The sequence below is a fragment of the Janthinobacterium sp. YR213 genome (genome assembly GCF_900099875.1).
Lineage (GTDB): Bacteria > Pseudomonadota > Gammaproteobacteria > Burkholderiales > Burkholderiaceae_D > Janthinobacterium > Janthinobacterium lividum.
This window is the reverse complement of record NZ_FNDA01000009.1, coordinates 122,032-143,200: the sequence shown is the minus strand read 5'-3', so window position 1 is coordinate 143,200 and position 21,169 is coordinate 122,032. Positions and strand designations below refer to the sequence as shown.

19 protein-coding genes are annotated in these 21,169 nt (G+C 66.6%); 14 read left to right on the top strand and 5 right to left on the bottom strand.

Features of this window, described 5'->3' with window-relative positions; translation table 11 throughout:
* The first annotated feature begins 10 nt into the window (after positions 1-10).
* The 8 genes from BLT98_RS28065 to BLT98_RS28030 all read left to right on the top strand — a co-directional run bounded on the left by BLT98_RS28065 (position 11) and on the right by BLT98_RS28030 (position 10,127).
* Positions 11-1,147, top strand: coding sequence for an AgaS family sugar isomerase (locus BLT98_RS28065; RefSeq protein WP_092613611.1), 1,137 nt, complete (start codon positions 11-13; stop codon positions 1,145-1,147).
* Complete coding sequence (locus BLT98_RS28060; protein WP_034781636.1) at positions 1,134-2,087, top strand: ROK family protein; 954 nt, start codon at positions 1,134-1,136, stop codon at positions 2,085-2,087. The genes BLT98_RS28065 and BLT98_RS28060 overlap by 14 nt, the downstream gene beginning before the upstream one ends.
* A complete protein-coding gene (locus tag BLT98_RS28055) occupies positions 2,087-3,430 on the top strand; it encodes a D-tagatose-bisphosphate aldolase, class II, non-catalytic subunit (protein ID WP_211615149.1) in 1,344 nt (447 codons plus the stop codon). The genes BLT98_RS28060 and BLT98_RS28055 overlap by 1 nt, the downstream gene beginning before the upstream one ends.
* A gap of 36 nt (positions 3,431-3,466) precedes the next feature.
* On the top strand, positions 3,467-4,234 hold the full coding sequence (locus BLT98_RS28050) for a DeoR family transcriptional regulator (RefSeq protein ID WP_034781637.1): 768 nt from the start codon (positions 3,467-3,469) through the stop codon (positions 4,232-4,234).
* 3 nt (positions 4,235-4,237) lie between these two features.
* Positions 4,238-5,332: an N-acetylglucosamine-6-phosphate deacetylase gene (locus BLT98_RS28045; protein ID WP_092613609.1), complete on the top strand. Its 1,095-nt coding sequence runs from the start codon at positions 4,238-4,240 to the stop codon at positions 5,330-5,332.
* A gap of 51 nt (positions 5,333-5,383) precedes the next feature.
* Positions 5,384-7,171, top strand: a complete 1,788-nt coding sequence (locus BLT98_RS28040) for an MFS transporter (protein ID WP_092613607.1) — start codon at positions 5,384-5,386, stop codon at positions 7,169-7,171.
* A gap of 212 nt (positions 7,172-7,383) precedes the next feature.
* On the top strand, positions 7,384-8,781 hold the full coding sequence (locus tag BLT98_RS28035; protein ID WP_092613605.1) for a branched-chain amino acid transporter BcaP: 1,398 nt from the start codon (positions 7,384-7,386) through the stop codon (positions 8,779-8,781).
* 59 nt (positions 8,782-8,840) lie between these two features.
* Positions 8,841-10,127: a DUF445 domain-containing protein gene (locus tag BLT98_RS28030; protein ID WP_092613603.1), complete on the top strand. Its 1,287-nt coding sequence runs from the start codon at positions 8,841-8,843 to the stop codon at positions 10,125-10,127.
* Positions 10,128-10,132: 5 nt separating this feature from the next.
* Here the strand turns inward: BLT98_RS28030 and BLT98_RS28025 are convergent, their stop codons facing one another.
* Genes BLT98_RS28025 through BLT98_RS28015 form a run of 3 tightly spaced genes read right to left on the bottom strand, consistent with a single transcriptional unit; the run spans position 10,133 to position 13,200 of the window.
* The gene (locus tag BLT98_RS28025; RefSeq protein ID WP_092613601.1) at positions 10,133-11,158 is read right to left on the bottom strand and encodes an LLM class oxidoreductase; all 1,026 of its coding nucleotides are present in this window, start codon (positions 11,156-11,158) and stop codon (positions 10,133-10,135) included.
* A gap of 18 nt (positions 11,159-11,176) precedes the next feature.
* On the bottom strand, positions 11,177-11,800 hold the full coding sequence (locus BLT98_RS28020; protein ID WP_092613599.1) for a glutathione S-transferase family protein: 624 nt from the start codon (positions 11,798-11,800) through the stop codon (positions 11,177-11,179).
* Entirely contained in the window at positions 11,797-13,200 is a 1,404-nt protein-coding gene (locus BLT98_RS28015) for an MFS transporter (protein ID WP_092613597.1), read from the bottom strand. Before BLT98_RS28015 ends, BLT98_RS28020 begins: the two co-directional genes overlap by 4 nt.
* 124 nt (positions 13,201-13,324) lie before the next feature.
* Between BLT98_RS28015 and gcvA the strand changes: the two genes are divergently transcribed.
* A complete protein-coding gene (gene gcvA / locus BLT98_RS28010; RefSeq protein WP_092613595.1) occupies positions 13,325-14,227 on the top strand; it encodes a transcriptional regulator GcvA in 903 nt (300 codons plus the stop codon).
* Here the strand turns inward: gcvA and BLT98_RS28005 are convergent.
* Positions 14,224-14,463, bottom strand: coding sequence for a hypothetical protein (locus BLT98_RS28005; protein ID WP_139179398.1), 240 nt, complete (start codon positions 14,461-14,463; stop codon positions 14,224-14,226). The genes gcvA and BLT98_RS28005 overlap by 4 nt on opposite strands.
* A 384-nt stretch (positions 14,464-14,847) precedes the next feature.
* Between BLT98_RS28005 and BLT98_RS28000 the strand changes: the two genes are divergently transcribed.
* The 4 genes from BLT98_RS28000 to BLT98_RS27985 all read left to right on the top strand — a co-directional run bounded on the left by BLT98_RS28000 (position 14,848) and on the right by BLT98_RS27985 (position 19,470).
* On the top strand, positions 14,848-16,653 hold the full coding sequence (locus tag BLT98_RS28000) for a PHA/PHB synthase family protein (RefSeq protein WP_092613591.1): 1,806 nt from the start codon (positions 14,848-14,850) through the stop codon (positions 16,651-16,653).
* A gap of 24 nt (positions 16,654-16,677) precedes the next feature.
* Positions 16,678-17,523, top strand: a complete 846-nt coding sequence (locus BLT98_RS27995) for a universal stress protein (RefSeq protein ID WP_092613589.1) — start codon at positions 16,678-16,680, stop codon at positions 17,521-17,523.
* 100 nt (positions 17,524-17,623) lie between these two features.
* On the top strand, positions 17,624-18,691 hold the full coding sequence (locus BLT98_RS27990; protein WP_170846518.1) for an alpha/beta hydrolase: 1,068 nt from the start codon (positions 17,624-17,626) through the stop codon (positions 18,689-18,691).
* Positions 18,692-18,771: 80 nt separating this feature from the next.
* Complete coding sequence (locus tag BLT98_RS27985) at positions 18,772-19,470, top strand: alpha/beta hydrolase (RefSeq protein WP_070256403.1); 699 nt, start codon at positions 18,772-18,774, stop codon at positions 19,468-19,470.
* Between the two features lie 9 nt (positions 19,471-19,479).
* Here the strand turns inward: BLT98_RS27985 and BLT98_RS27980 are convergent, their stop codons facing one another.
* Complete coding sequence (locus BLT98_RS27980) at positions 19,480-20,466, bottom strand: magnesium and cobalt transport protein CorA (RefSeq protein ID WP_070279420.1); 987 nt, start codon at positions 20,464-20,466, stop codon at positions 19,480-19,482.
* A gap of 189 nt (positions 20,467-20,655) precedes the next feature.
* Here BLT98_RS27980 and BLT98_RS27975 point away from each other — a divergent pair, with 189 nt between their 5' ends.
* Positions 20,656-21,168, top strand: a complete 513-nt coding sequence (locus BLT98_RS27975; protein WP_092613585.1) for a sigma-70 family RNA polymerase sigma factor — start codon at positions 20,656-20,658, stop codon at positions 21,166-21,168.
* Position 21,169: the final 1 nt, after the last annotated feature.

Genomic DNA, 21,169 nt, shown 5'->3' with positions numbered 1-21,169 from the left:
CTGACCTCTCATGACTACCCTTCTTCAGCGTGACATTCAAACCTGGCGCGACATCGGCGGCCTGCACACGGCCGAGGAAATCGCGCACCAGCCAGCCATCTGGCGCGCGCTGGCCACTATTTTGGGCAATGAACAAGCGGCCCTGGCCGCCTTCCTCGGCGACGCGCTGTCCAATCCGCAGCAACGCGTCATCCTGACGGGCGCCGGCAGCTCGGCCTATGTGGGCGAAATCGTCGTCGATACCCTGAATGCGGCATGGCCTGCGCAGATCCGCGCCATCGCCACCACGACTTTGCTGACGCACCATGAGCTGTATCTGGAAGCGCACGCCCCCACCCTGCTCGTCTCGTTTGCCCGCAGCGGCGACAGCCCGGAAAGCCTGGCGGCAGTGGAACTGCTGCGCCAGGTCGTACCCGGCGCGCGCTTCCTGAACATCACCTGCAACGCGGACGGCAAGCTGGCGCGCCAGGGCGCGAACGACAGCAATACGTATAACCTGCTGATGCCGGAAGGCAGCTGCGATCGCGGCTTCGCCATGACCAGCAGCTTTAGCAGCATGCTGCTGGCAGCCCTGTCGGTACTGGGCAAGGACACTGATCTGAACCGCCTGGAGACCCTGGCGCAGCTGGGCGAGCAAGCCTTGCGCGACTGGTCGGCCCCCGTGGCGGACCTGGGATCAACATCCGTGCAGCGCGTGGTCTACCTGGGCAGCGGCCCGCTGGAAGCGCTGGCCAAGGAAGCGGCATTGAAGATACTGGAATTGACGGGTGGCCGCGTGATGGCGATGGCGAATACGCCGCTCGGTTTCCGCCACGGCCCGAAATCGGCCGTCACCACGGAGTCGCTGGTGATCCTGCTGCGCAGCAGCAAGCCGCTGGCGCGCCAGTACGAAGACGATCTATTGAAAGAACTGCAGCGCGACAGCGTGGCGCAGACGTGCCTGACGGTGGGCATCGGCGGCGACCTGTCAGCCGATGCGCCGGCCTGGCCCGACGCCTGGCTGGCTCCGCTGTGGCTGCTGATGGCGCAGCAATATGCGCTGCACCAGTCCGCGCTGCTGCAACTGCGCCCCGACAATCCATTCGCCGGCGGCATCGTCAACCGTGTCGTGCAGGGCGTCACCATCTATGGCCATGACCAATTCTAATCACACAGCCGGCTATCACGGCATCGACATCGGCGGCAGCAAGATGGAGCTGGTCGCCTTTGCCGACCGCGACGGCGCGCTGACGGAAGTGTTCCGCGAACGGGTGGCCACGCCGGGCGACGATTTTGCCGCCTTCGTGCAAGCCATCGTCGACCTGGTGGCGCGCGGCGACGCCGCCCTGGGCACGACGGCGCCTGTCGGCATCGGCCTGCCCGGCGTGATCGACAGCGCCAGCGGCCGGCAACTGAGCTCCAACGTGCCGGCCCTGAACGGCCGCCTGGTGGCGCAAACCCTGCAGCAGGCCTTGAAACGTCCTGTCGCCATCGGCAACGATTGCCAGTGCTTCGCCCTGTCGGAAGCGCAAGGCGGCGCGGCCGACAATGCCGCCAGCATGTTCGGCGCCATCCTCGGCACGGGTGCTGGCGGCGGCTATTGCGTGGGCGGCCAGCTGCTGCGCGGCTTTAACGGCGTGGCCGGCGAATGGGGCCACTGGAGCCTGCCAGCCACCCTGCTGGCGCAGCATGGCTTGGCCGATTACCCCTGCCCATGTGGCAAGGCGGGCTGCCTGGAGCGCTATGTCTCCGGCCCCGCCATGCGCAAAATCCACGCGCACTTTGGCGGCGACGGCGCGGAGCCTTTGGCCATCGTGGCGCGCGCCAACATGGGCGATGCCGTGGCCCAGCGCACGGTGGCCGTGCACCTCGATGTGCTCGGCCACGCGCTGGCCGGCCTGGTGCTGGCCTATGACCCGCACGTCATCGTGCTCGGCGGCGGCTTGTCCAAGCTGCCGCACCTGTACGACAAGCTGCCGGCAGCGGTGAAACGCCACCTGTTCCCCGGCGTGCACGTGCCGCCTATCTTGCCGCCCCGCTTTGGCGATGCCGGCGGCGCGCGCGGCGCGGCCCTTTTGATACGACAACATACAAAGGCGTCAACATGATGAAGCAAGCGGAAAACCCGACTTTTACCTTGTCCCCGATCCAGCAAGTGATCAAGGCGCACCGCCGCGGCGAGCGCGTGGGGCTGTACGCCGTCTGCTGCAGCCACCCGAGCGTGCTGCGCGCCGCCATGCGCGTGGCCAGCGAGTACGACACCGTGCTGCTGGTCGAGGCGACGTCGAACCAGGTCGACCAGTTCGGCGGCTACACGGGCATGACGCCGGCCGTTTTCCGCGACACCATGCTGGCACTGGCCCGCGAACAGGACTTTCCCGCCAGCCGCCTCGTGCTGGGCGGCGACCATCTGGGTCCGAACGCCTGGCAGCACCTCGATGCGGCCACCGCGATGAATCACGCCGAAACCCTGATCGCCGCGTATGCGTCGGCCGGTTTCCACAAGATCCACCTCGATTGCAGCATGCGCTGCATTGATGACCCCTTGCAGCTCGACGATGAAACCGTGGCCGCCCGTTCGGCGCGCCTGTGCATCGTCGCCGAGGAAGCGGCGGCCGCCGCCGGTTTCGCGCCGCCCGTCTACGTGATCGGCACGGAAGTGCCGATTCCCGGCGGCGAAGCGTCGCTGGCGCAGGCCGGAGCCGTCACCAGCCCGCAAGCGGCGCGCCGCACCCTCGACGTGCATCGCCGCGCGTTTCTCGAGAACGACCTGCATGGCGCCTGGCGCCGGGTCATCGCCATGGTGGTGCAGCCGGGCGTCGATTTCGACCAGAGCAGCATCCAGCATTACGACGCGGAGGCCGCCACCGAGCTGTCGGCCTTTGTCGCCGAGCAGCCTGGCCTCGTGTTCGAAGCCCATTCCACCGACTACCAGCGCGAGTCCGCCCTGCACGCCATGGTGCGCGACCATTTCGCCATCCTGAAAGTGGGCCCTGCCGCCACCTTCGCCCTGCGCGAGGCGCTGTTCGCCCTGAGCCAGATCGAGGAAGAACTGCTGCCGGCGCACGCCACCTCGCAGCTGATGCAGGTGCTCGACGATGTGATGGTGGCCAAGCCGAAGAACTGGATCAAGCATTACCTGGGCACGCCGGAAGAACAGCGATTGATGCGCCGCTACGGCTTGAGCGACCGTTGCCGCTACTACTGGGGCGAGCCGGAAGTGGCGGCCGCCGTCGGCAAGCTGCTGGCCAATCTGGACACCGTGGCCATTCCGCTGCCGCTGCTGAGCCAGCATTTGCCGGAACAGTACCTGGCCGTGGTGCAGGGCAGTTTGCCAGCGCAGGCGCCAGCCCTGATCGAGCACAAGATCGGCAGCTTGCTGGCGCAATATGCGCGCGCCTGCAACCGCAATGCGGCAGTGGCCGTCATTGCCGAAGCGGCAATCTGTTAAGCTCGGTATTTTTCATTTTTTACTGAGCCCGCCACCATGCGAAATACCAGCCAACGCCGTGAATCCATCCTCCAAATGCTTGCCCAGCAGGGCTCGGTGCAGGTGACCGATCTGGTGGAAAAGCTCGGCGTGTCCGCGGTCACCATCCGCAGCGACTTGAATGCGCTGGAAGCGCAAGGCATGGCCACGCGCAGCCACGGCGGCGCGACCCTGACGCGCACGCCGCCGCCCGAGCACACGATACGCCAGAAGGATGCCATCAACCACGAGCAGAAGGAGCGCATCGGCGCCTATGCGGCGCGGCTGGTGGAACCGGGCGACAACATCATCATCGACTCGGGCACCACCACCATTTCGCTGGCGCGCCATCTGCGCGATGCGACGGGCGTGACGGTAGCGACGAATGGCCTGAACATCGCGTGGGAACTGGCCGACGCGCCCGGCGTGGACCTGATCCTGACCGGCGGCCTGCTGCGCAAGCAGTCGCTGTCGATCCAGGGCAGCCAGGCGGAAACCTGCCTGCAGGCATACAGCTTCGACAAGCTGTTCCTGGGCGTGGACGGCTTCGACCTGCAATTTGGCGTGACCACCCACCACGAAGCGGAAGCAAGCCTGAACCACAAGATGGTGGAACGGGCCAAGAAAATCATCGTCCTCACGGACGCCTCCAAGTTCGGCCGCGTCAGCCTGCACCGCATCGTGCAGCTGGACCGGGTCGATACCGTCATCACCGATGCCAGCATCAGCCAGGAGTACCGCGAAGGGCTGCAAAAGCTGGGCATCGAACTTTTTATAGCGGAATAACACATGCTGAGCGGCAGAATCCTTACCCCATCTGGCTGGATCACGGGCACCATCACTTTTGACCAGCGCATCGTCCAGATACAAGAAGACCCTGCCGCCGACAGCGCGCTGACCATCCTGCCCGGCTTCATCGACCTGCACGTGCATGGCGCGGCCGGCGTCGACATCATGGAGGGCGGCGACGCCGGCGCCACCGTGGCGCAGGTGCATGCGCGCCACGGCACCACGGCCCTCCTGGGCACGACTCTGACAGCCAAGGAACCATCGATCCTGCGCGCCCTGCAAGGCCTGGCCGGCGTGATCGCCGAGCGCCCGGCCAACGGCGCGCGCATGCTGGGCGTGCACCTGGAGGGCCCGTTCCTGAACCTGCACCGCCTGGGCGCGCAGCCGCCCGACGTGGTGCAGGCCAGCCTGGCGCTGGTGCAGCGCTTTCACGCCATCGCCCCCATCAAGGTCTTGACCATGGCGCCGGAAATCCCCGGCCACCTGGAACTGATCCCGCAACTGGCGGCGATGGGCATCCGCGTGCAGATCGGCCACAGCGCCGGCACGTATGACGAAGGCGTGGCGGCGTTGCAGGCCGGCGTCTCCGGCTTTACGCACCTGTACAACGGCATGACAGGCATGACGCATTACGACCCCGGCATGGTGGGCGCGGCGCTGGCGCATGCGGAATACGCGGAAATCATCCCCGACCTGCAGCACGTGGCCAAGGGCGCCCTGCGCGCGGCCCTGCGCGCCATCCCGCGCCTGTACGGCGTGACGGACGCCACCTCGGCCACCGGCATGCCCGATGGCGAATACGGCCTGGGCACGCAGCGCGTCTACAAATGCCTGGGCTGCGTGCGCCTGGCAACGGGCTCGCTGGCCGGCAGCGTGCTGACCATGGACCAGGCCCTGCGCAATTTCGTCGACCTGGGCCTGGACCTGGCCGACGCCTCGAACCGCTTGTCGCTGTACCCGGCAGACTACCTGGGCGAATCCGAACGGGGCCGCCTGGCGCCCGGCGCCTGGGCCGATATCGTCGTCCTCGATGCCAACTTGCAGCCAGTGTCCGTCTTCGTCGAAGGCGCGGCCATCGATCTTTCCACCCGCTAGATTCAGTCTCTAGACCCAGCCCCCCAACCTCAACCCCGTCCCGGAGTTTTCATGCACGACACGTCACACAAGGCCCCCGTGTGGGCCATGCGCTACCTGCTATTTATTGCCGGCATGGGGGGATTGCTGTACGGCATAGACATCGGCATCATCGCCGGTGCCCTGCCCTACCTGGAATCGACGGCCTCGGTGGCCTGGAAACTGACGGCCCAGCAGCTGAGCTTTATCGTCGCCGCCGTGCTGCTGGGCTCCGTCCTGTCATCGCTGTTCGCCGGCGCCCTGGCCGATATCCTGGGCCGGCGCTGGGTGATGTTCCTGGCCGGCGCCCTGTTCAGCGCCAGCATCCCGCTGATCGCCCTGGCCGACGGCTACACGCCGCTGTTGCTGGGCCGCCTGCTGCAAGGCATCAGCGGCGGCTTGATCGGCGTCGTCGTGCCCCTGTACCTGGCAGAATGCCTGCCCGCGCAACAGCGCGGGCGCGGTGCCGCCCTGTTCCAGCTGCTGTTGACCATCGGCCTGGTGGCCGCCGCCCTGATCGGCCTGCTGCAAGCGCAGACGGTGGAAACGGCCACGCAGGCGGCGCAAGCCTTGCCGGAAGCGGGCCGCATCGCCGCCATCTTCACGGCCAAGGACCACGCCTGGCGCAGCATCTTCTGGGTCTGCCTGACGCCGGGCCTCGTATTTACCATCGGCGCCCTGCTGCTGGCCGAATCGCCGCGCTGGCTGGCGCAACGGGGCCGCATCGAGCAGGCGCGCCAGTCGCTGCTGCGCACGCGATTGCCAGCCGCCGCCGACATCGAACTGCGCGAGATGCAGGACACGCCGGAGAATACGGCCAAGGCAAGCGGCAAGGCCAGGGATCCGCTGCTGAGCCGCCGCTACGTGCTGCCCTTCCTGCTGGCCTGCCTGATCCTCGCCTGCACGCAGGCGACGGGCATCAATTCCATCCTCGCCTATGTCGTCAATATTCTGAACCAGGCGGGCCTGTCGGGCGCCTCGGCCAATATGGCGGACGTGTTATTGAAAGTACTGAACGCCGTGATGACGGTGGTGGCCGTGCTGCTGGTGGACCGCAAGGGCCGCAAATTCCTGCTGATGCTGGGCACGGGCGGCATCGTCGTCTCGCTGCTGGCGGCCGGCCTGCTGTTCCGCGGCGCCGAAGCGCACCTGGCCGACGTGCGCCCCGCCATCGCGGCGCAAGTGCAAGCGGACAGCCTGTCCTTGCACCTCGATGCGGCCACCTTGACGGCGCTGGGCGCGGCGGCCGACGGCACGCCGCAACAGCTGACCATCGCCTACGCCTACGGCCCGTTCACCAACGTGAAAAGCCTGCGCAGCGACGATCCCGTGCTGCGCCAGGTGGCCATCGCCCGCGAAGACGCCGTGCAGGCCGACAGCGTGATCGGCGTGTTCTTCCGCAAGCTGCACCTGAACCCCTTCGCCGACCCGGCCGCCGGACGCGAAGCGCCGCTGCGCATCGAGAAGGCCAGCCTGGGCCCCGTACCATCGTCCACGCACGGCTGGCTGGTGGCCATTGCCATCTGCGTGTTCGTTTCCAGCTTTGCCGTCGGCCCTGGCGTATGCGTATGGCTGGCCCTGTCCGAGCTGATGCCGACCCGCATCCGCTCGAACGGCATGAGCATCGCCCTGCTCGTCAACCAGTTCGTCTCGACGGTGATCGCCGCCATCTTCCTGCCCACCGTGGGCTTGCATGGTTACTCGACGCTGTTCTTCTTTGGCGCCGGCTGCACGGTGCTGTACTTCCTGGCGGCCGCGTTTTTGCTGCCTGAAACGAAGGGCAAGACCCTGGAAGAGATCGAGGCCCATTTTTCAAAGTAAACCCACGTAACCATTTGTAGCAGTCTCCTTTCCAGCCCCGGTTCATCATCCCGGGGCTGTTTTTTTGCCTGCCAGGCAAGTTTACAGGGCTGGCACGCGCGGCACTGTACGGTTTTTCTTCAGGAATCACGGGCGCCTGGGCTAGAATCTGGCTGCGTCGTGCTACTCACGAGGCGGCAATGGCGCCATGACAAAAACCACCAGGAGACACAGTGAGCTTATTTAGAACCAAGAATTTGGATGACATGATTGCCCACAGCAAGAAGCCAGGAGGACTGGCCAAGGTGCTGGGGCCCTTCGACCTTGTCCTCATGGGCATTGGCGCCATCGTCGGCACGGGCATTTTCGTACTCACCGGCACGGGCGCGCTGACGGCCGGCCCCGCCCTGTCGCTGTCGTTCGTCGTGGCGGCCGTCGCCTGCTGCTTCGCCGCCCTGTGCTACGCGGAATTCGCCTCCACGGTGCCCGTGGCCGGCTCCATCTACACCTACAGCTATGCCACCCTGGGCGAGCTGGCCGCCTGGATGATAGGCTGGGACTTGCTGCTCGAGTACGGCCTGGCCGCTGCCGCCGTCTCCGTCGGCTGGTCCGGCTACTTCCAGTCGCTGCTGTCGGGCTTTGGCATCACCCTGCCCGTCGCACTCACCGCCGCGCCGGGCGCGCTGCCCGGCGTGACGACCTTCATCAACCTGCCGGCTCTCGTCATCATGCTGCTGCTGACGGCCATGCTGGGCTGGGGCGTGCGCGAATCGGCGCGCCTGAACAACATCATGGTGGCCATCAAGGTGGGCGTTGTGCTGCTGTTTATTATCTTCGGCGCGCGCCACGTGCAGCCGGCCAACTGGCAGCCCTACATGCCGTTCGGCTACCACGGCATGCTGAGCGCCGCCGCCCTCGTCTTCTTTGCCTTCATCGGCTTTGACGCCGTCACCTCGGCCGCAGAGGAAGTCAAGAAGCCGTCGCGCGACCTGCCTATCGGGATCATCGGTTCACTGGCCGTGTGCGCCGTGCTGTACGTGGTGGTGTCGGCCATCATGACGGGCATCGTGCCATACCAGAAATTCCTCGGCGTCGACCATCCCGTCTCGCTGGCCCTGCAATATGCGGGCGAAAACTGGATCGCCGGCTTCGTCGACCTGGGCGCCATCCTCGGCATGACCACCGTGATCCTCGTGATGGCCTTCGGCCAGACGCGCATCATCTTCGCCATGTCGCGCGACGGCCTGCTGCCAAAGCGCCTGTCGACCGTGCACCCGCGCTTCCACACGCCGTTCTTCGCCACCTGGCTGGTCGGCATCGTGTTTGGCTTGATCGCCGCCGTGATCCCGCTCAACATCCTCGCCGAGCTGATCAACATCGGCACGCTGGCCGCCTTCACCATGGTGTCGATAGCTGTCGTGGTGCTGCGCAAGAAGCGTCCCGACCTGCCGCGCGCCTTCCGCTGCCCCGGCGTGCCGTATGTGCCGGCGCTGGCCGTGATCCTGTGCGTGGGCCTGATGAGCTTCCTCAGCTGGGTCACCTGGGTGGCCTTTTCCATCTGGCTGGTGATCGGCCTGGTCATCTACTTCGGCTACGCGCGCCGCCGTTCGCTGCTGCATCCGCAACAGTAATCCCGTCACTGCGCCATCGCAGTAAGATGGCGGTCTCGCAACCCTGCAGGCCGCCATCCATGCAACCTTCCCCCGACCTCATCGCACAGCTGGACCAGAGCACGGACCAGCTCAAGCGCGCGCGCCTGCGCAACATGCAGTGGCTGGCCGTTGGCTTGCTGCTGCTGGCCGCGCTGGTCTTCGCCGTGGCCCGTTCGCAGCGGGGCGGCCACCCCGCCTGGGGCTATGTGGAAGCGTTCGCCGAAGCGGCCATGGTGGGGGCGATTGCCGACTGGTTCGCCGTCGTGGCCCTGTTCCGCCACCCGCTGGGCATCCCCCTGTGGCATACGGCCATCATCCCGAACAGCAAGGCGGACATCGGCCGCAGCCTGGGCGCCTTCGTGGAAAACCATTTCATTACCGAACAAGGCATCGCCGAGCGCATCGTGCAAGCCGACCCCGCCGCGCGGCTGGGCGCCTGGCTCGGTGACGAGGTCCACGCGCAGCGGCTGGGCATGGCCAGCGCCAGTGTCGCCAGGCAGCTGCTGGCGATGGCCGATCACGAGAAACTGGGGTGTCTGCTGCGTGTACAGGCCAGCAGCTATCTTGGGCAATTGAATCTGTCGGACGTGGCGGCCGACCGCATCGATGCGCTGATCGCCGACGGCAAGCCGCAGGAACTGCTGGACTTCATGCTCGACCGCAGCGCCGCCTACCTGGACGACGAAGGTCACCACGCCGCCATCGGCGACTTCGTGCTGGGCGCTTTCCAGATCGAGAACGCGCTGGTGAAAAAAGCCGTGAAAGCGTACGAGCCGCGCATGATCGCCTCGCTGCAAAAATTCGCCCTCGCCGTGCGCGTCGACCCGCAGCACCCGCTGCGCCAGCGCATCGCCGGCTGGATCGCCGACAGCGCCTTGCACCTGAAGGCCGACCCGCAGTGGCAGGCGACGGTGCGCCGCTACCAGTTGCAGCTGGTCGCCAGCGACACGGTGCAAGCCATGCTGGGCGACGTCTGGAAGCACATCAGCACGCGCCTGCTGGCCGACCTGCACGCCGACCAGCCCGTGCTGGCACAAGCCATCGCCAGCCTGGCACGCAACACGGGCAAAGTGCTGGAGACGGACAAAGCTGCGCGGGCATGGCTGAACGACGCCATCGTCGCCGGCAGCGGCTCGCTGGTGCGCCGCTACCGGGGCGAAGTGGGCGCCTTCATCGCCGCCCGCCTGGACCTGTGGAGCAAGGATGAAATGAGCGAACGCATCGAACTGGCCATCGGGCGCGACCTGCAATTCATCCGCATCAACGGCACCATCGTGGGCGGCCTGGCCGGCTTGCTGATTTATTCAGTCAGCCAGGCGTTTTAGCGCCACTACCAGCGAAGCATATCCCCGCACGGCGCCGCATGCGACGGAAAATGCGGCAGCACCTCCTCGGCCAGTTCCTGCAGCACCTCCGCAGCCGGGCGCTGGCCATGCTGGATGCCCAGCGCCGCATGGTTGACGCCCGCTTCGCGCCATTCACCAAGCAAATCGATCAAACCCTTGCGCCCCGTGCGCAGCACATAGCCGCTGCGCACGGGCGTGCGCGGATAATCGGGGTCGTCCGCCAGGTCCAGCCACTCATTGCACATGTGCGGACGAAATCCGCCATCGGGGATGCACTGGCGCCAGGCGCGGATCTTTTCCGCCAGCCGGCGCGGCCCGTCCGGCGTATCCGTCGCTTCCGGATACGTCAGCCAGCCATCGGCATGACGCCCGATCCACGCCAGCGGCTGGCCCGAGGAACTGGTGACGACCAGAGGAACGACGCCCGCCACGGGCTTGGGCAGCAGTTCGAGGCCAGCCAGGCTGCCCAGCGGGCCGTCGATGCTGGCGGGGCCTGCCTGCAGCAACTGGCGGAACATGTGCACGGCCTGCGCATAGCGCGCGCCGCGCGTGGCGTACGGCACGCCATACGCGGGAAATTCGCTGGCGCGGTCGCCCGACGCCGTGCCCAGCACCAGGCGCCCGCCCGACAGCTGGTCGATGCTGGCGGCCGCCTTGGCCAGGTCAATGGGATGGCGCAGGGTGAAAATGGTGCTGCCCGTGGCCAGGGCCAGCGCATCCGTGCGCGCCGCCAGATACGCCAGATAGGTCCACGGGTCGAACAGCTGGCCCGCATCGCCGAAGCGCGGGTCGAACAGGGGAATGTCGCGCACCCAGGCGGCGGCAAAGCCTTGCCGGTCCATGGCGGCGACCAGGTCCGCCTGGCCGGCCAGCGCCCGCATGTCGCCCTGGTAAAAACGCAGCGGCAGATAAATGCCGAGGGTGAGCGCGCCGGGCGCGAACATGCGGCGGTAGCCGCGGTGCTGCGTGAAAGCCTGCGACGAAGCGCCTTCTATGATGTCTATGCTCATGCTGTTCCTTGATCAAAATCAGGCGCCCGTGGCGGGCGCGGGAATGGAGATGCCCAGCTGCACGGCCGGACGGGCAGCCACGCGGGCGTACCAGGCGACCACGTGCGGCCAGTCATCGAGTTCGAAGCCGACGATGCGGGCGATATGCAGCCAGCCAAAGCTGGCGATGTCGGCGATGGAATAGCCGTCGCCGGCCAGGTAGGCGTTGTCCGCCAGGCGGCCATCCATGGTGGCCAGCGCGGCGGCCCACAGCTGGCGGAAGTGCGCCGTGGCGGCCGCATTCGCGCCTCCGCCTGCGATCTCGAAATGCACGCGCTGGCCCAGCATCGGCCCCATGCTGGCCGCGTGGAATTGCAGCCAGGTGATGGCGGCCCAGCGCTGCGCGGGAGCGTTCGGCAGCAGCCGCCCCGTTTTCTCGGCCAGGTACAGCAATATGGCGGCCGACTCGAACACGGTGATGCCCGTCTCGTGGTCGACCAGCACGGGAATGCGCCCGTGCGGATTGAGGGCCAGGAAAGCGGGCAGCCGGTGTTCGCCCTGTTCGATGCGCACATGGCGAAGCCGGTATGGCAAGCCCAGTTCGGCCAGCGCAATCGTGGCTTTGAAACCATTCGGCGAGCTGTCGGTGTAGAGTTCCATCATGGCGCCGCCTCCTGGCGTGCGGCCTTGCCGGGCAGGATGGCGATGGCGCACGCCAGGCCTGCCACGACCAGGCAGGCGGAAACGAGGATGGCGCTGCTGTAGCCTTGCGCGGCCGTGCCGCCGCCGGCCAGCACGGCGATGCTGACAGCCACGCCCACGGCCAGGCCCACGGCGGACCCGACCTCCTGCGTGGTGGTCAGCATGCCGCCCGCCAGGCCATGGTCCGCTTCCGGCACGCCATCGATGCCGGCCACCGTCCAGGCGGGAAACGCCAGGCCATAGCCGATGCCGGCCAGTACGGTACCGGGCAGGATGGAGGCGCCCCAGGCAGCCAGCGTGGCCAGCGAACTGCCCAGCATGGCCAGCCCGCCGATGAACAGCAGCATGCCGCCGACGATGACGGGCTTGGTGCCGCAGCGGGCGATCAGGGCCGGCCCGGTCCACGCGCTGGCCACGGTAAAGGCGGCGGCCATGGGCAGCAGTCCCAGCCCCGTGCGCGTGGCACTGAAGCCCAGCACTTCCTGCATGGCCAGCGCCACGACGACAAAGGTGGGCCCCAGGGCCGTGTTGGCCAGCAGCGAGACGATATTCGCGCCGCCCGTGGAGCGGCGCAGGAAGACGGCCAGCGGCATCAGCGGCGCGGCCACCCGTCCCTCCACCCAGACGAACAGCGCCAGCAGGGCCAGCGCCAGCGCGACCAGGGCAAACGTGAGCGGATGCGCCAGTCCCACATGCTCGCTATTGGCAAAGGCAAACACCAGCGTCGCCGCGCCCGACGCCACCAGCAGCGCACCCCACACATCGAGCGCGCCGCCAGCCGCAGCGCTATCCGCATCGGGCCGGCCCAGGGGCAAGGCCGGCGACAGGGCCAGCACCAGCAAGCCGACGGGCACGTTAATCCACAGCACCCAGCGCCAGCCCAGCATATCCGTGATGAAGCCGCCCAGGATCAGTCCCGCGACAAAGCCGCTGGCCGCCACGGCCGTCCAGGCCCCCAGCGCCCGGTTGCGCTGCGCCGGCTCGGGAAACACGGCCAGCAGCAGGGAGAACGCGGCCGGCGAAAACATGGCGGCACCGAAGCCCTGCAGCGCGCGCGTGGCCACCAGCATGGCAGGGCTGTGCGAAAAACCACCGAGCAGCGAGGCGGCCGTGAACAGCAGCAGCCCCGTGATGAAGACGCGGCGGCGGCCAAACATGTCGGCCGCGCGCCCTCCCAGCAGCAGGAAGCCGGCGATGGCCACGCCATACGCATTGATCACCCATTGCAGCCCGCCGGGCGTAAAGCCCAGACTCTGCTGGATTTGCGGCAAGGGAATCATGGTGATGGAAAAGTCGAGCAAGGCAACGAATTGCGTGGTGCACAGCAACACCAGGCAAAGTTGCCGATGTGAAAGTAACATAGGAGATCCTATCGATATAGTTTTACTCGACGTCAAAAGAACGCCGCATGCCCCTATAATGCGTTTTTCCAGAGCGAAACTGAAACGATGATTTTTCGCGTACAACTATAGAAAAACTATATCGATGAAGCATCCTTTACCGCTCCAGGCGCTGCGCGCCTTTGTCGAAGTGGGCCAGCGCGGCAGCATCAAGGCGGCAGCCGAGGCGCTGCACGTGACGTCCGGCGCCGTCAGCCAGCAGATCCGCCTGCTGGAAGAGCGGGTCGGCATGCCCCTGTTTACGCGCGAACGCCAGGGCTTGCGCCTGACCGAGGCGGGCGCCATGGTCCACCCCGCCCTGCTGGGCGCCTTTGCGCAGATCGCCGGCGCCAGCCAGGCGCTGGAAGACATGGGCGCGCGCCAGACGCTCACCGTCAGCACGGTCGCCACCTTTGCCGCCGCGTGGCTGGTGCCGCGCCTGGGCCGCTTCAACCAGCGCCATCCCCATATCGAGGTGCGCGTGGAAGCGACATCCGCGCTGGTCGACCTGCGCCGCGACCGGGTCGACGTGGCCTTGCGCCACGGCCTGGGCGACTATCCGGGCTTGCAGGTGACGCGATTGATGGCGCCCGTGCTGGTGCCCGTCGCCAGTCCATCCCTGATGGCGGGCCAGCCGCCCATCGCCACGCCGGCCGATTGCCTGCGCTACCCGCTGCTGCACGATACGGACCGCGCCGACTGGCCATTGTGGCTGGCCGCGCATGGCGCCCCGGACGACAGCACGGATGCGGCGCGGGCGCGGCGCGGCTCGGCCTTCGAAGATGACTTTCTATTGATACGCGCGGCCGAGGCGGGCCAGGGCCTGGCCCTGGTGCCGCAGCTGTACGCGCAGGAGGAAATCGCCGCCGGGCGCCTGGTGCAAGTGCTGGATTTGCCCTGGCCCGCACGCTTTGCCTACTACCTGGTGGCGCGGCCCGACGCGGCCACGCGCCCCGCCGTGCAGGCATTCATGGCATGGATCTGCGAGGAAGCGCAGGCAGTGCGCTAGAGCGCATGGCCTGCGGCCACGCACGACACCACGCCGCAGGCGGTGCTGAACGGCGCCGGTACGCCGGCGCGCCCCATGGCGATGCACGTTGCGGCAGGCAGTATGGCCAGCAACAGGGCCAGGTAGCCGATCGCCTTCAGGCGCCGCACGGACGCATTGCCGACACCCGCGCCTGCCCCGTGTGGATAGCCCTTGCCCGCCTCTTCGCTGCCGCTTGCCGACATTTTCGTATGCATGTCCATCTCCTCTATCCACCGTGAGCGGTCTTGCTTCACTTCTTGCTTAACTACATCTTGCTACATAAATTTATCAAATACAACAAATAAATTCACGAAAAAATCGTTTTTATTATTCCTCGACAGGCGGAACGATGGAGGAAATATGTCCTGTCATAGTGAAAAATGGTTCACAGCAAGCTTTTCACGCCATCCATACCCGAACCCGCATCGATTAAAATTCAATATAATCATTTGAATCAAAATATTCGTTTAAATGGCTTTTATTCGAACTGCCATCCAGGTGGCAAGCCGCCTGCCGCACGCATCCGGCCAAACTTGATGTAGATCATAATTTTTTGAACAAGCTCTTGCTACCCTGTAAAAAAATGACAGGAGCCCTGGATGAGCAAGACGCAGCCGAGCGAGGCGGAACACAACATTGAACATGAGCGCCTGGGCAGCGCCTGGCAAGGCGTGCCAGTGCCCGACTATCCGGAAAGCGCACCGGAAGGCGCCACCCTGGACCTGCTGCTGAGCGCCTGGCTGGGCAAGTTCACGGGCGGCATTTCGCCTGCCGCGCTGGGCAACGCCTATGCCGACTGGCTCAGCCACCTGGCGCTGGCGCCGTCGAAGCAGCAAACCCTGCTGCAGGAAGCGTGGAAGAAGATCGGCCGCTGGCAGCGGTACGCGCTGCAATCGGCGCTGGCCGGCAGCGCCACTGAGCCGCCGTGCATCGCGCCGCTGCCGCAGGACCGGCGCTTCGACGACCCTGCCTGGCGGCGCTGGCCGTACAACCTCGTCTACCAGGGCTTCTTGCTGCAGCAGCAATGGTGGCACCGCGCCACCACGGGCGTGCGCGGCGTCTCGCCGCACCACGAAGATGTCGTCACGTTCACCGTGCGCCAGTGGCTCGACATGCTGGCGCCGTCGAACTTCCTGCTGACCAATCCCGTGGTGCAGCAAGCGGCCCTCGACAGCGGCGGCGCCAGCCTGGCGCGCGGCATGGCCCACGCGGCCGGCGACTGGCAGCGCGCCGCCATGGGAGCGCATGCACCCGATGCGCACCGCTACAAGGTGGGCCAGAACCTGGCCGTCACGCCGGGCAAGGTGGTCTACCGCAATGACTTGATCGAATTGATACAGTACGCGCCCGCGACAGAGAGCGTGCATGCGACGCCGCTGCTGTTCGTGCCCGCCTGGATCATGAAGTTCTATATTCTCGACCTGTCGCCGCACAATTCGCTGGTGCGCTACCTGGTGGGCCAGGGCCACACGGTATTCATGATTTCCTGGAAAAATCCGCTGGAAGAAGACCGCGAGTTGTCGCTGGAAGACTACCGCCAGCTGGGCGTGATGGATGCGCTCGACGCCGTTGCCAACATCACGGGCGCGCCGCAGGTGCACGCGGCCGGCTACTGCCTGGGCGGCACGCTGCTGGCGATTGCCGCCGCGACGATGGCGCGCGACGGCGATGCGCGCCTGGCCAGCCTCACCATGCTGGCCTCGCAGGTCGACTTCAAGGAGCCGGGTGAACTGTCGCTGTTCATCGACGAGAGCCAGGTCAGCTTCCTGGAAGCGGCCATGTGGAAGCAGGGCTACCTCGATACGAAGCAGATGGCGGGCGCCTTCCAGCTGCTGCGCTCGAACGACCTGGTCTGGTCGCGCCGGCTGCGCCATTACTTGCTGGGACAGGACGAGCAGGACAGCGACCTGATGGCCTGGAACGGGGACGCCACGCGCATGCCCTGCCGCATGCATGCGGAATACCTGCGCCGCCTGTTCCTGCACAACGACCTGGCCGAAGGCCGCTACCGCACGGCGGGCCGCCACATCGCCCTGCGCGACATCGACGCACCCATCTTTGCCGTCGGCACCCTGACGGACCACGTGGCGCCGTGGCGCTCCGTGTATAAACTGCAGCTGCTGACCGACACGGACGTCACCTTTTTGCTCACATCGGGTGGCCACAATGCGGGCGTCGTCTCGCCGCCGGGCCAGCCGCGCCGCAGCTACCAGCTGGCCACGCACGGCCACGATGCGCCCTATGTCGACGCGGACAGCTGGCAGCGCGACGTGCCGCACCATGACGGTTCGTGGTGGCCCGCCTGGCAAGCGTGGCTGGAAGAACGCGCGGGCGCGCACGTGGCGCCGCCGGCCATGGGGATTGCCCTGGGCGATGCACCGGGCAGTTACGTGCTGCAGACCTGACAACCGACAACCGAGGAAAACGCCATGCCCTATACCACCCTGCTGGTCCACGTCGACAATTCCCGCCACTGCGCCCAGCGCATCCGCCTGGCCGTGCGCCTGGCCGTCGCCGAAGGGGCGCACCTGATCGGCTCGGCCATGAGCGGCATCTCGCGCTATGCGTATGGCGGCGGCGTGAACGCGCTGCAGTTTGCGCCGGCGCAGATGCAGGCGCTGCGCAACCAGGCCAGCGAGGCGCTGCACGACTTCGAGCGCATCGCCCGCGAGGAAGGCCTGGGCGCCTACGAAACGCGCTTCGTCGACGACGACGCGCAAGGCGCGCTGCTGCTGCAGGCGCGCTATTGCGACTTGCTGATCCTGGGCCAGACGGATGCGCAGGATACGCCGTCGCGCGTCATCGCCGGCACGGCCGAATACCTGATGCTGCATTGCGGCCGGCCCGTGCTGATGGTGCCGCACGCACCTTGCGCCGCGCCAGCGGGCATCGCGCAGCATCCGCTGCTGGCCTGGAACGGCAGCGCCGAAGCGCTGCGCGCCATCACCGATGCGCTGCCGCTGCTGCAAAGGGCGCGGCAAGTCACCCTGGCCGTCGTCAATTCGCACGCCCAGGCGGCCGCGCATGGCGAGCAGCCGGGTGCCGACCTGGCCCTGTACCTGGCGCGCCATGGCGTCAACGTCGAGGTGCTGCAGCACGACACGCCGCCGGGCCAGGACGTGGGCGCGGCCCTGCTGGCCATGGCCGCGCAGCGGCGCTGCGACCTGGTCGTGATGGGCTGCTACGGCCACATGCGCCTGCGCGAAGCGCTGCTGGGCGGCGTCACGCGCACCGTGCTGCAGGAGATGACGTTGCCGGTGCTGGTGTCGCACTAGCGCGCAGGCGGATCCTTCAGCCTTCCTTCACCCGCTCCTCAGCTGTACTTCATGCGCGGCGCCGATACTGGCCATGTCCCCGTCCAGCAAGGAGTACCGCATGACCAGACCCACCGATGCCATCCCCCGTTTCCACGCCCGCAGGCGCCTGCTGTTCGGCATGGGCGCGCTGGCGGGCCTGGCCGCCTGCGGCGGCGGCAGCGGGCCGCGTGCCGCGGCGATGATCGACCGGCAGATCGGCGTCGCCCCCGGCGTCAGCCTGTACGTACGCGACTGGCGCAGCGCGACCGACAGCGAGGCCGATGTCATCGTCCTGCTGGCAGGTCTGGGCGCCAATGCACACGCCTTTGACAGCCTGGCGCCCGCGCTGGCGCGCCGCCACCGCGTGCTGGCCGTCACGCGGCGCGGCTATGGCGCCTCCAGCAAGCCGCTGCCCGGGAGCGACGCCAACGATATGACGTATGCCCCCGCCACTCTGGTGGCCGACCTGCTGGCCGTGCTGGACACACTGAAGGTTCAACGCATCATCCTGGCCGGCCACTCCATCGCCGGCAACGAACTGACCCTGTTCGCCGGCAGCCACCCGCAGCGCGTGCGGGGACTCGTCTATATGGACACGACCTTCGATTACCTGGCCAGCGGCGGCTATGAGGAACCCCAGCCCACGCCCTTCGACGAACCGCAACCTGGCCCGGCCGACCTGGCATCGCTGGACGCCTCGATCGCCTATGCCAGGCGGATCAACAAACAATGGTGGCCGGCGCTGGAAGCGAACTGGCGCGACGCGCTGGAAGTGCTGCCCGGCGGCACCGTGCGGCCGAATACCCCGCCCGCCATCGCCAGGGCCATGGACATGGCCGCGCACAATTTTTCGCCCGACTACCGCCGCGTGCGCGCGCCGGCGCTCGTCATCACCGTCGATCCCGGCACCTTGCGCAACCTGTTTCCATGGCTGCTGCAAGCCGATCCCGCCAGCCAGGCCGACGCGCAAGCGCTGCTGGACTTTATCCGCCCGCTGCGCCTGGCCGACGGCGACCGCCTGGCCGCCGCCCTGCCCGGCAGCAGCCATCTGGTGATACGCAACGGCTTCCACAGCGATTTCTTCATCGAATACGAGAGCACGGTGGTCGATGCCATCGAGGCCATGCGCTGGGAAGGTCTACAATGAGCATGCACCTGCCCGCCGCGCGCTTGCCTTGAGGCACGCACGCGGCCTACGCTGTTTTCCTACACCACAAGGAGTTCCGCATGAGCCAGCAAGCCACCATCGTACTCGTCCACGGTTTCTGGGGCGGCGCCGCCCACTGGAGCCGCGTCATCCTCGAATTGCGGCGCCAGGGCCACACGGCCATCCGCGCCGTCGAACTGCCGTTGACGTCGCTGGCCGACGACGCCGAACGCACACGCAAGATGGTGGCGCAGGTCGATGGCCCGGTATTGCTGGTAGGACACTCCTACGGCGGCGCCGTCATCAGCGTGGCCGGCAATGCGCCAAATGTGGTCGGCCTCGTGTACATCGCCGCCTTCGCGCCTGACGCGGGCGAAAGCCCGGGCAGCATCACGCAGGAACACCCGCCCATCGGCGCGGCCAATCTGGAAGGCGACAGCGACGGCTACCTGTGGGTCAAGCCCGGGCAATACCATGACAGCTTTTGCCAGGACCTCGACGCGGAAGAAGGCGCCGTGCTGGGCGTGGTGCAGAAAGCGCCGCTGGCCAGCACCTTCGGCGACACCGTCAGCGACCCGGCCTGGAAGCATAAACCCAGCTGGTACCAGATTTCCACTGCCGACCGCATGATTGCCCCCGTCAACCAGGAGCGCATGGCCGCGCGCCTGCAAGCGCGCAAAGTCATCACGCTCAACGCCAGCCACGCCTCGCTGGCCTCGCGTCCCGTGGAAGTGGCGGCGCTGATACTGGAGGCGGCAAGCGCGCTGGCCGCAGCGTAAGCCTGCCGGTTACAGCCAGCCTTCGCGCTTCAGGCGCCGGTGCAGCCACCAGCAGCCGGCGATGATGACGACGATCACGGCCGGATAGCTGCCGCGCCACTTCAGTTCCGGCATGAATTCGAAGTTCATGCCGTACAGGCTGAAGACCATGGTGGGCACGGCCAGGATGGCGGCCCAGGCGGCCAGGCGCTTGACGACCTCGTTCTGGCGGATCGAAATTTGCCCCAGCGCCACCTGCATGGCCGAATTGACCAGTTCGCGCATCTGTCCCGCCGTGTGCGTGACCCGTTTGACGTGGTCGAGAATGTCGCGGTAATAGATGCGGTTTTCCTTGGGCACGATATCGCCATGGAAACGGATCAGCTGGGTGCAGATGTCATGCAGGGGATTGACGGCCGCATCGAGCTTCAGCAGTTCCGTCTTGAGCTGATAGAAATCCTGCAGCTTGTCTTCGCTCAAGCTGGGCTTGAACAGCTGCAGCTCATGGTGCTGGAAGCGGGCCTGCAAATGGTCGATGCAGGGCTGGTACTGGTCGACGATGAAATCGATGATGGAATACAGCACGTAGCCAGGGCCGCTGGCCAGCTTCTCGGGCACGCTTTCCTTGCGCTCACGCAACTTCGCATAGCCGGCAGAGGCGCCATGGCGCACCGTGATGATGAAGCGGGGGCCGAGAAAGACGTGGGTTTCGCCGTAGACGATGGCCTCGCCGTCCAGGGTGGCCGTGTGCATCACCATGAACAGGGTGTCGCCGTATTCTTCCAGCTTGGGCCGCTCGTGCGCGCCCTGCGCATCCTCGACGGCCAGTTCGTGCAAGCCGAAAGCCGTTTGCAGCGCCTGCATGGCCGTGACGTCGGGGCCGGCCAGGCCGATCCACACGAAACAATCAGGATCGCCGAGGAAGTCGCCCACCTTGTCGATATCGAAATGGGCGATCTTCCTGCCATCGCGATAGGCTTCGCCATTGACGACGGCGGCGTGGGTACTCAAGTCCATGGTGATTTTCAAAGAATGGCGGCAGTGCCGGGGGGCCAGTATAGCGGAAAGAGCACGATTGCCATGCCAATCCGGCTGCCGCATTGACATTCAGGCACGCCAATGTAAAATGAGAACCATTCGCATTCAAGAAGAACCTGCACTTGCCGGCGGCCTGGGGGGAACTTCAGCGCCAACCTGGAGTGTATCGTGACGTCTGCCGTATCCCCCGCCGCCGATCCTGTCGCACTGCTGTATGGCCAGCACCATCCATGGCTGCTGCGCTGGCTGCGCGGCAAATTGCCCTGTACGGATCACGCGGCCGACCTGGCGCAGGATACCTTCGTCAAGCTGCTGGCCACGCCCGGCGAGGGCGCCATCACCCTGCGCGAGCCGCGCGCCTACCTTACCACCGTGGCGCGCCGCCTGCTGATCGACCATTACCGCCGCCAGTCGCTGGAACAGGCATGGCTGGCCACCCTGGCGCAGCTGCCCGCCCCCGTCACGCCGTCGGCGGAAGACCGAATGCTGATCCTGGAAACCCTGCACCAGATCGACGCCATGCTCGACGGCCTGGGGGCAAAGGTGCGCACGGCCTTCCTGCTGTCGCAGCTGGAAGGCATGGCGTATGCGGACATCGCCGCGCGCCTGAACGTCAGCGAGCGCACCGTCAAGCGCTACATGGTGCAGGCGTTCGAACAATGCATCCTGCTGCTGGCCTGAC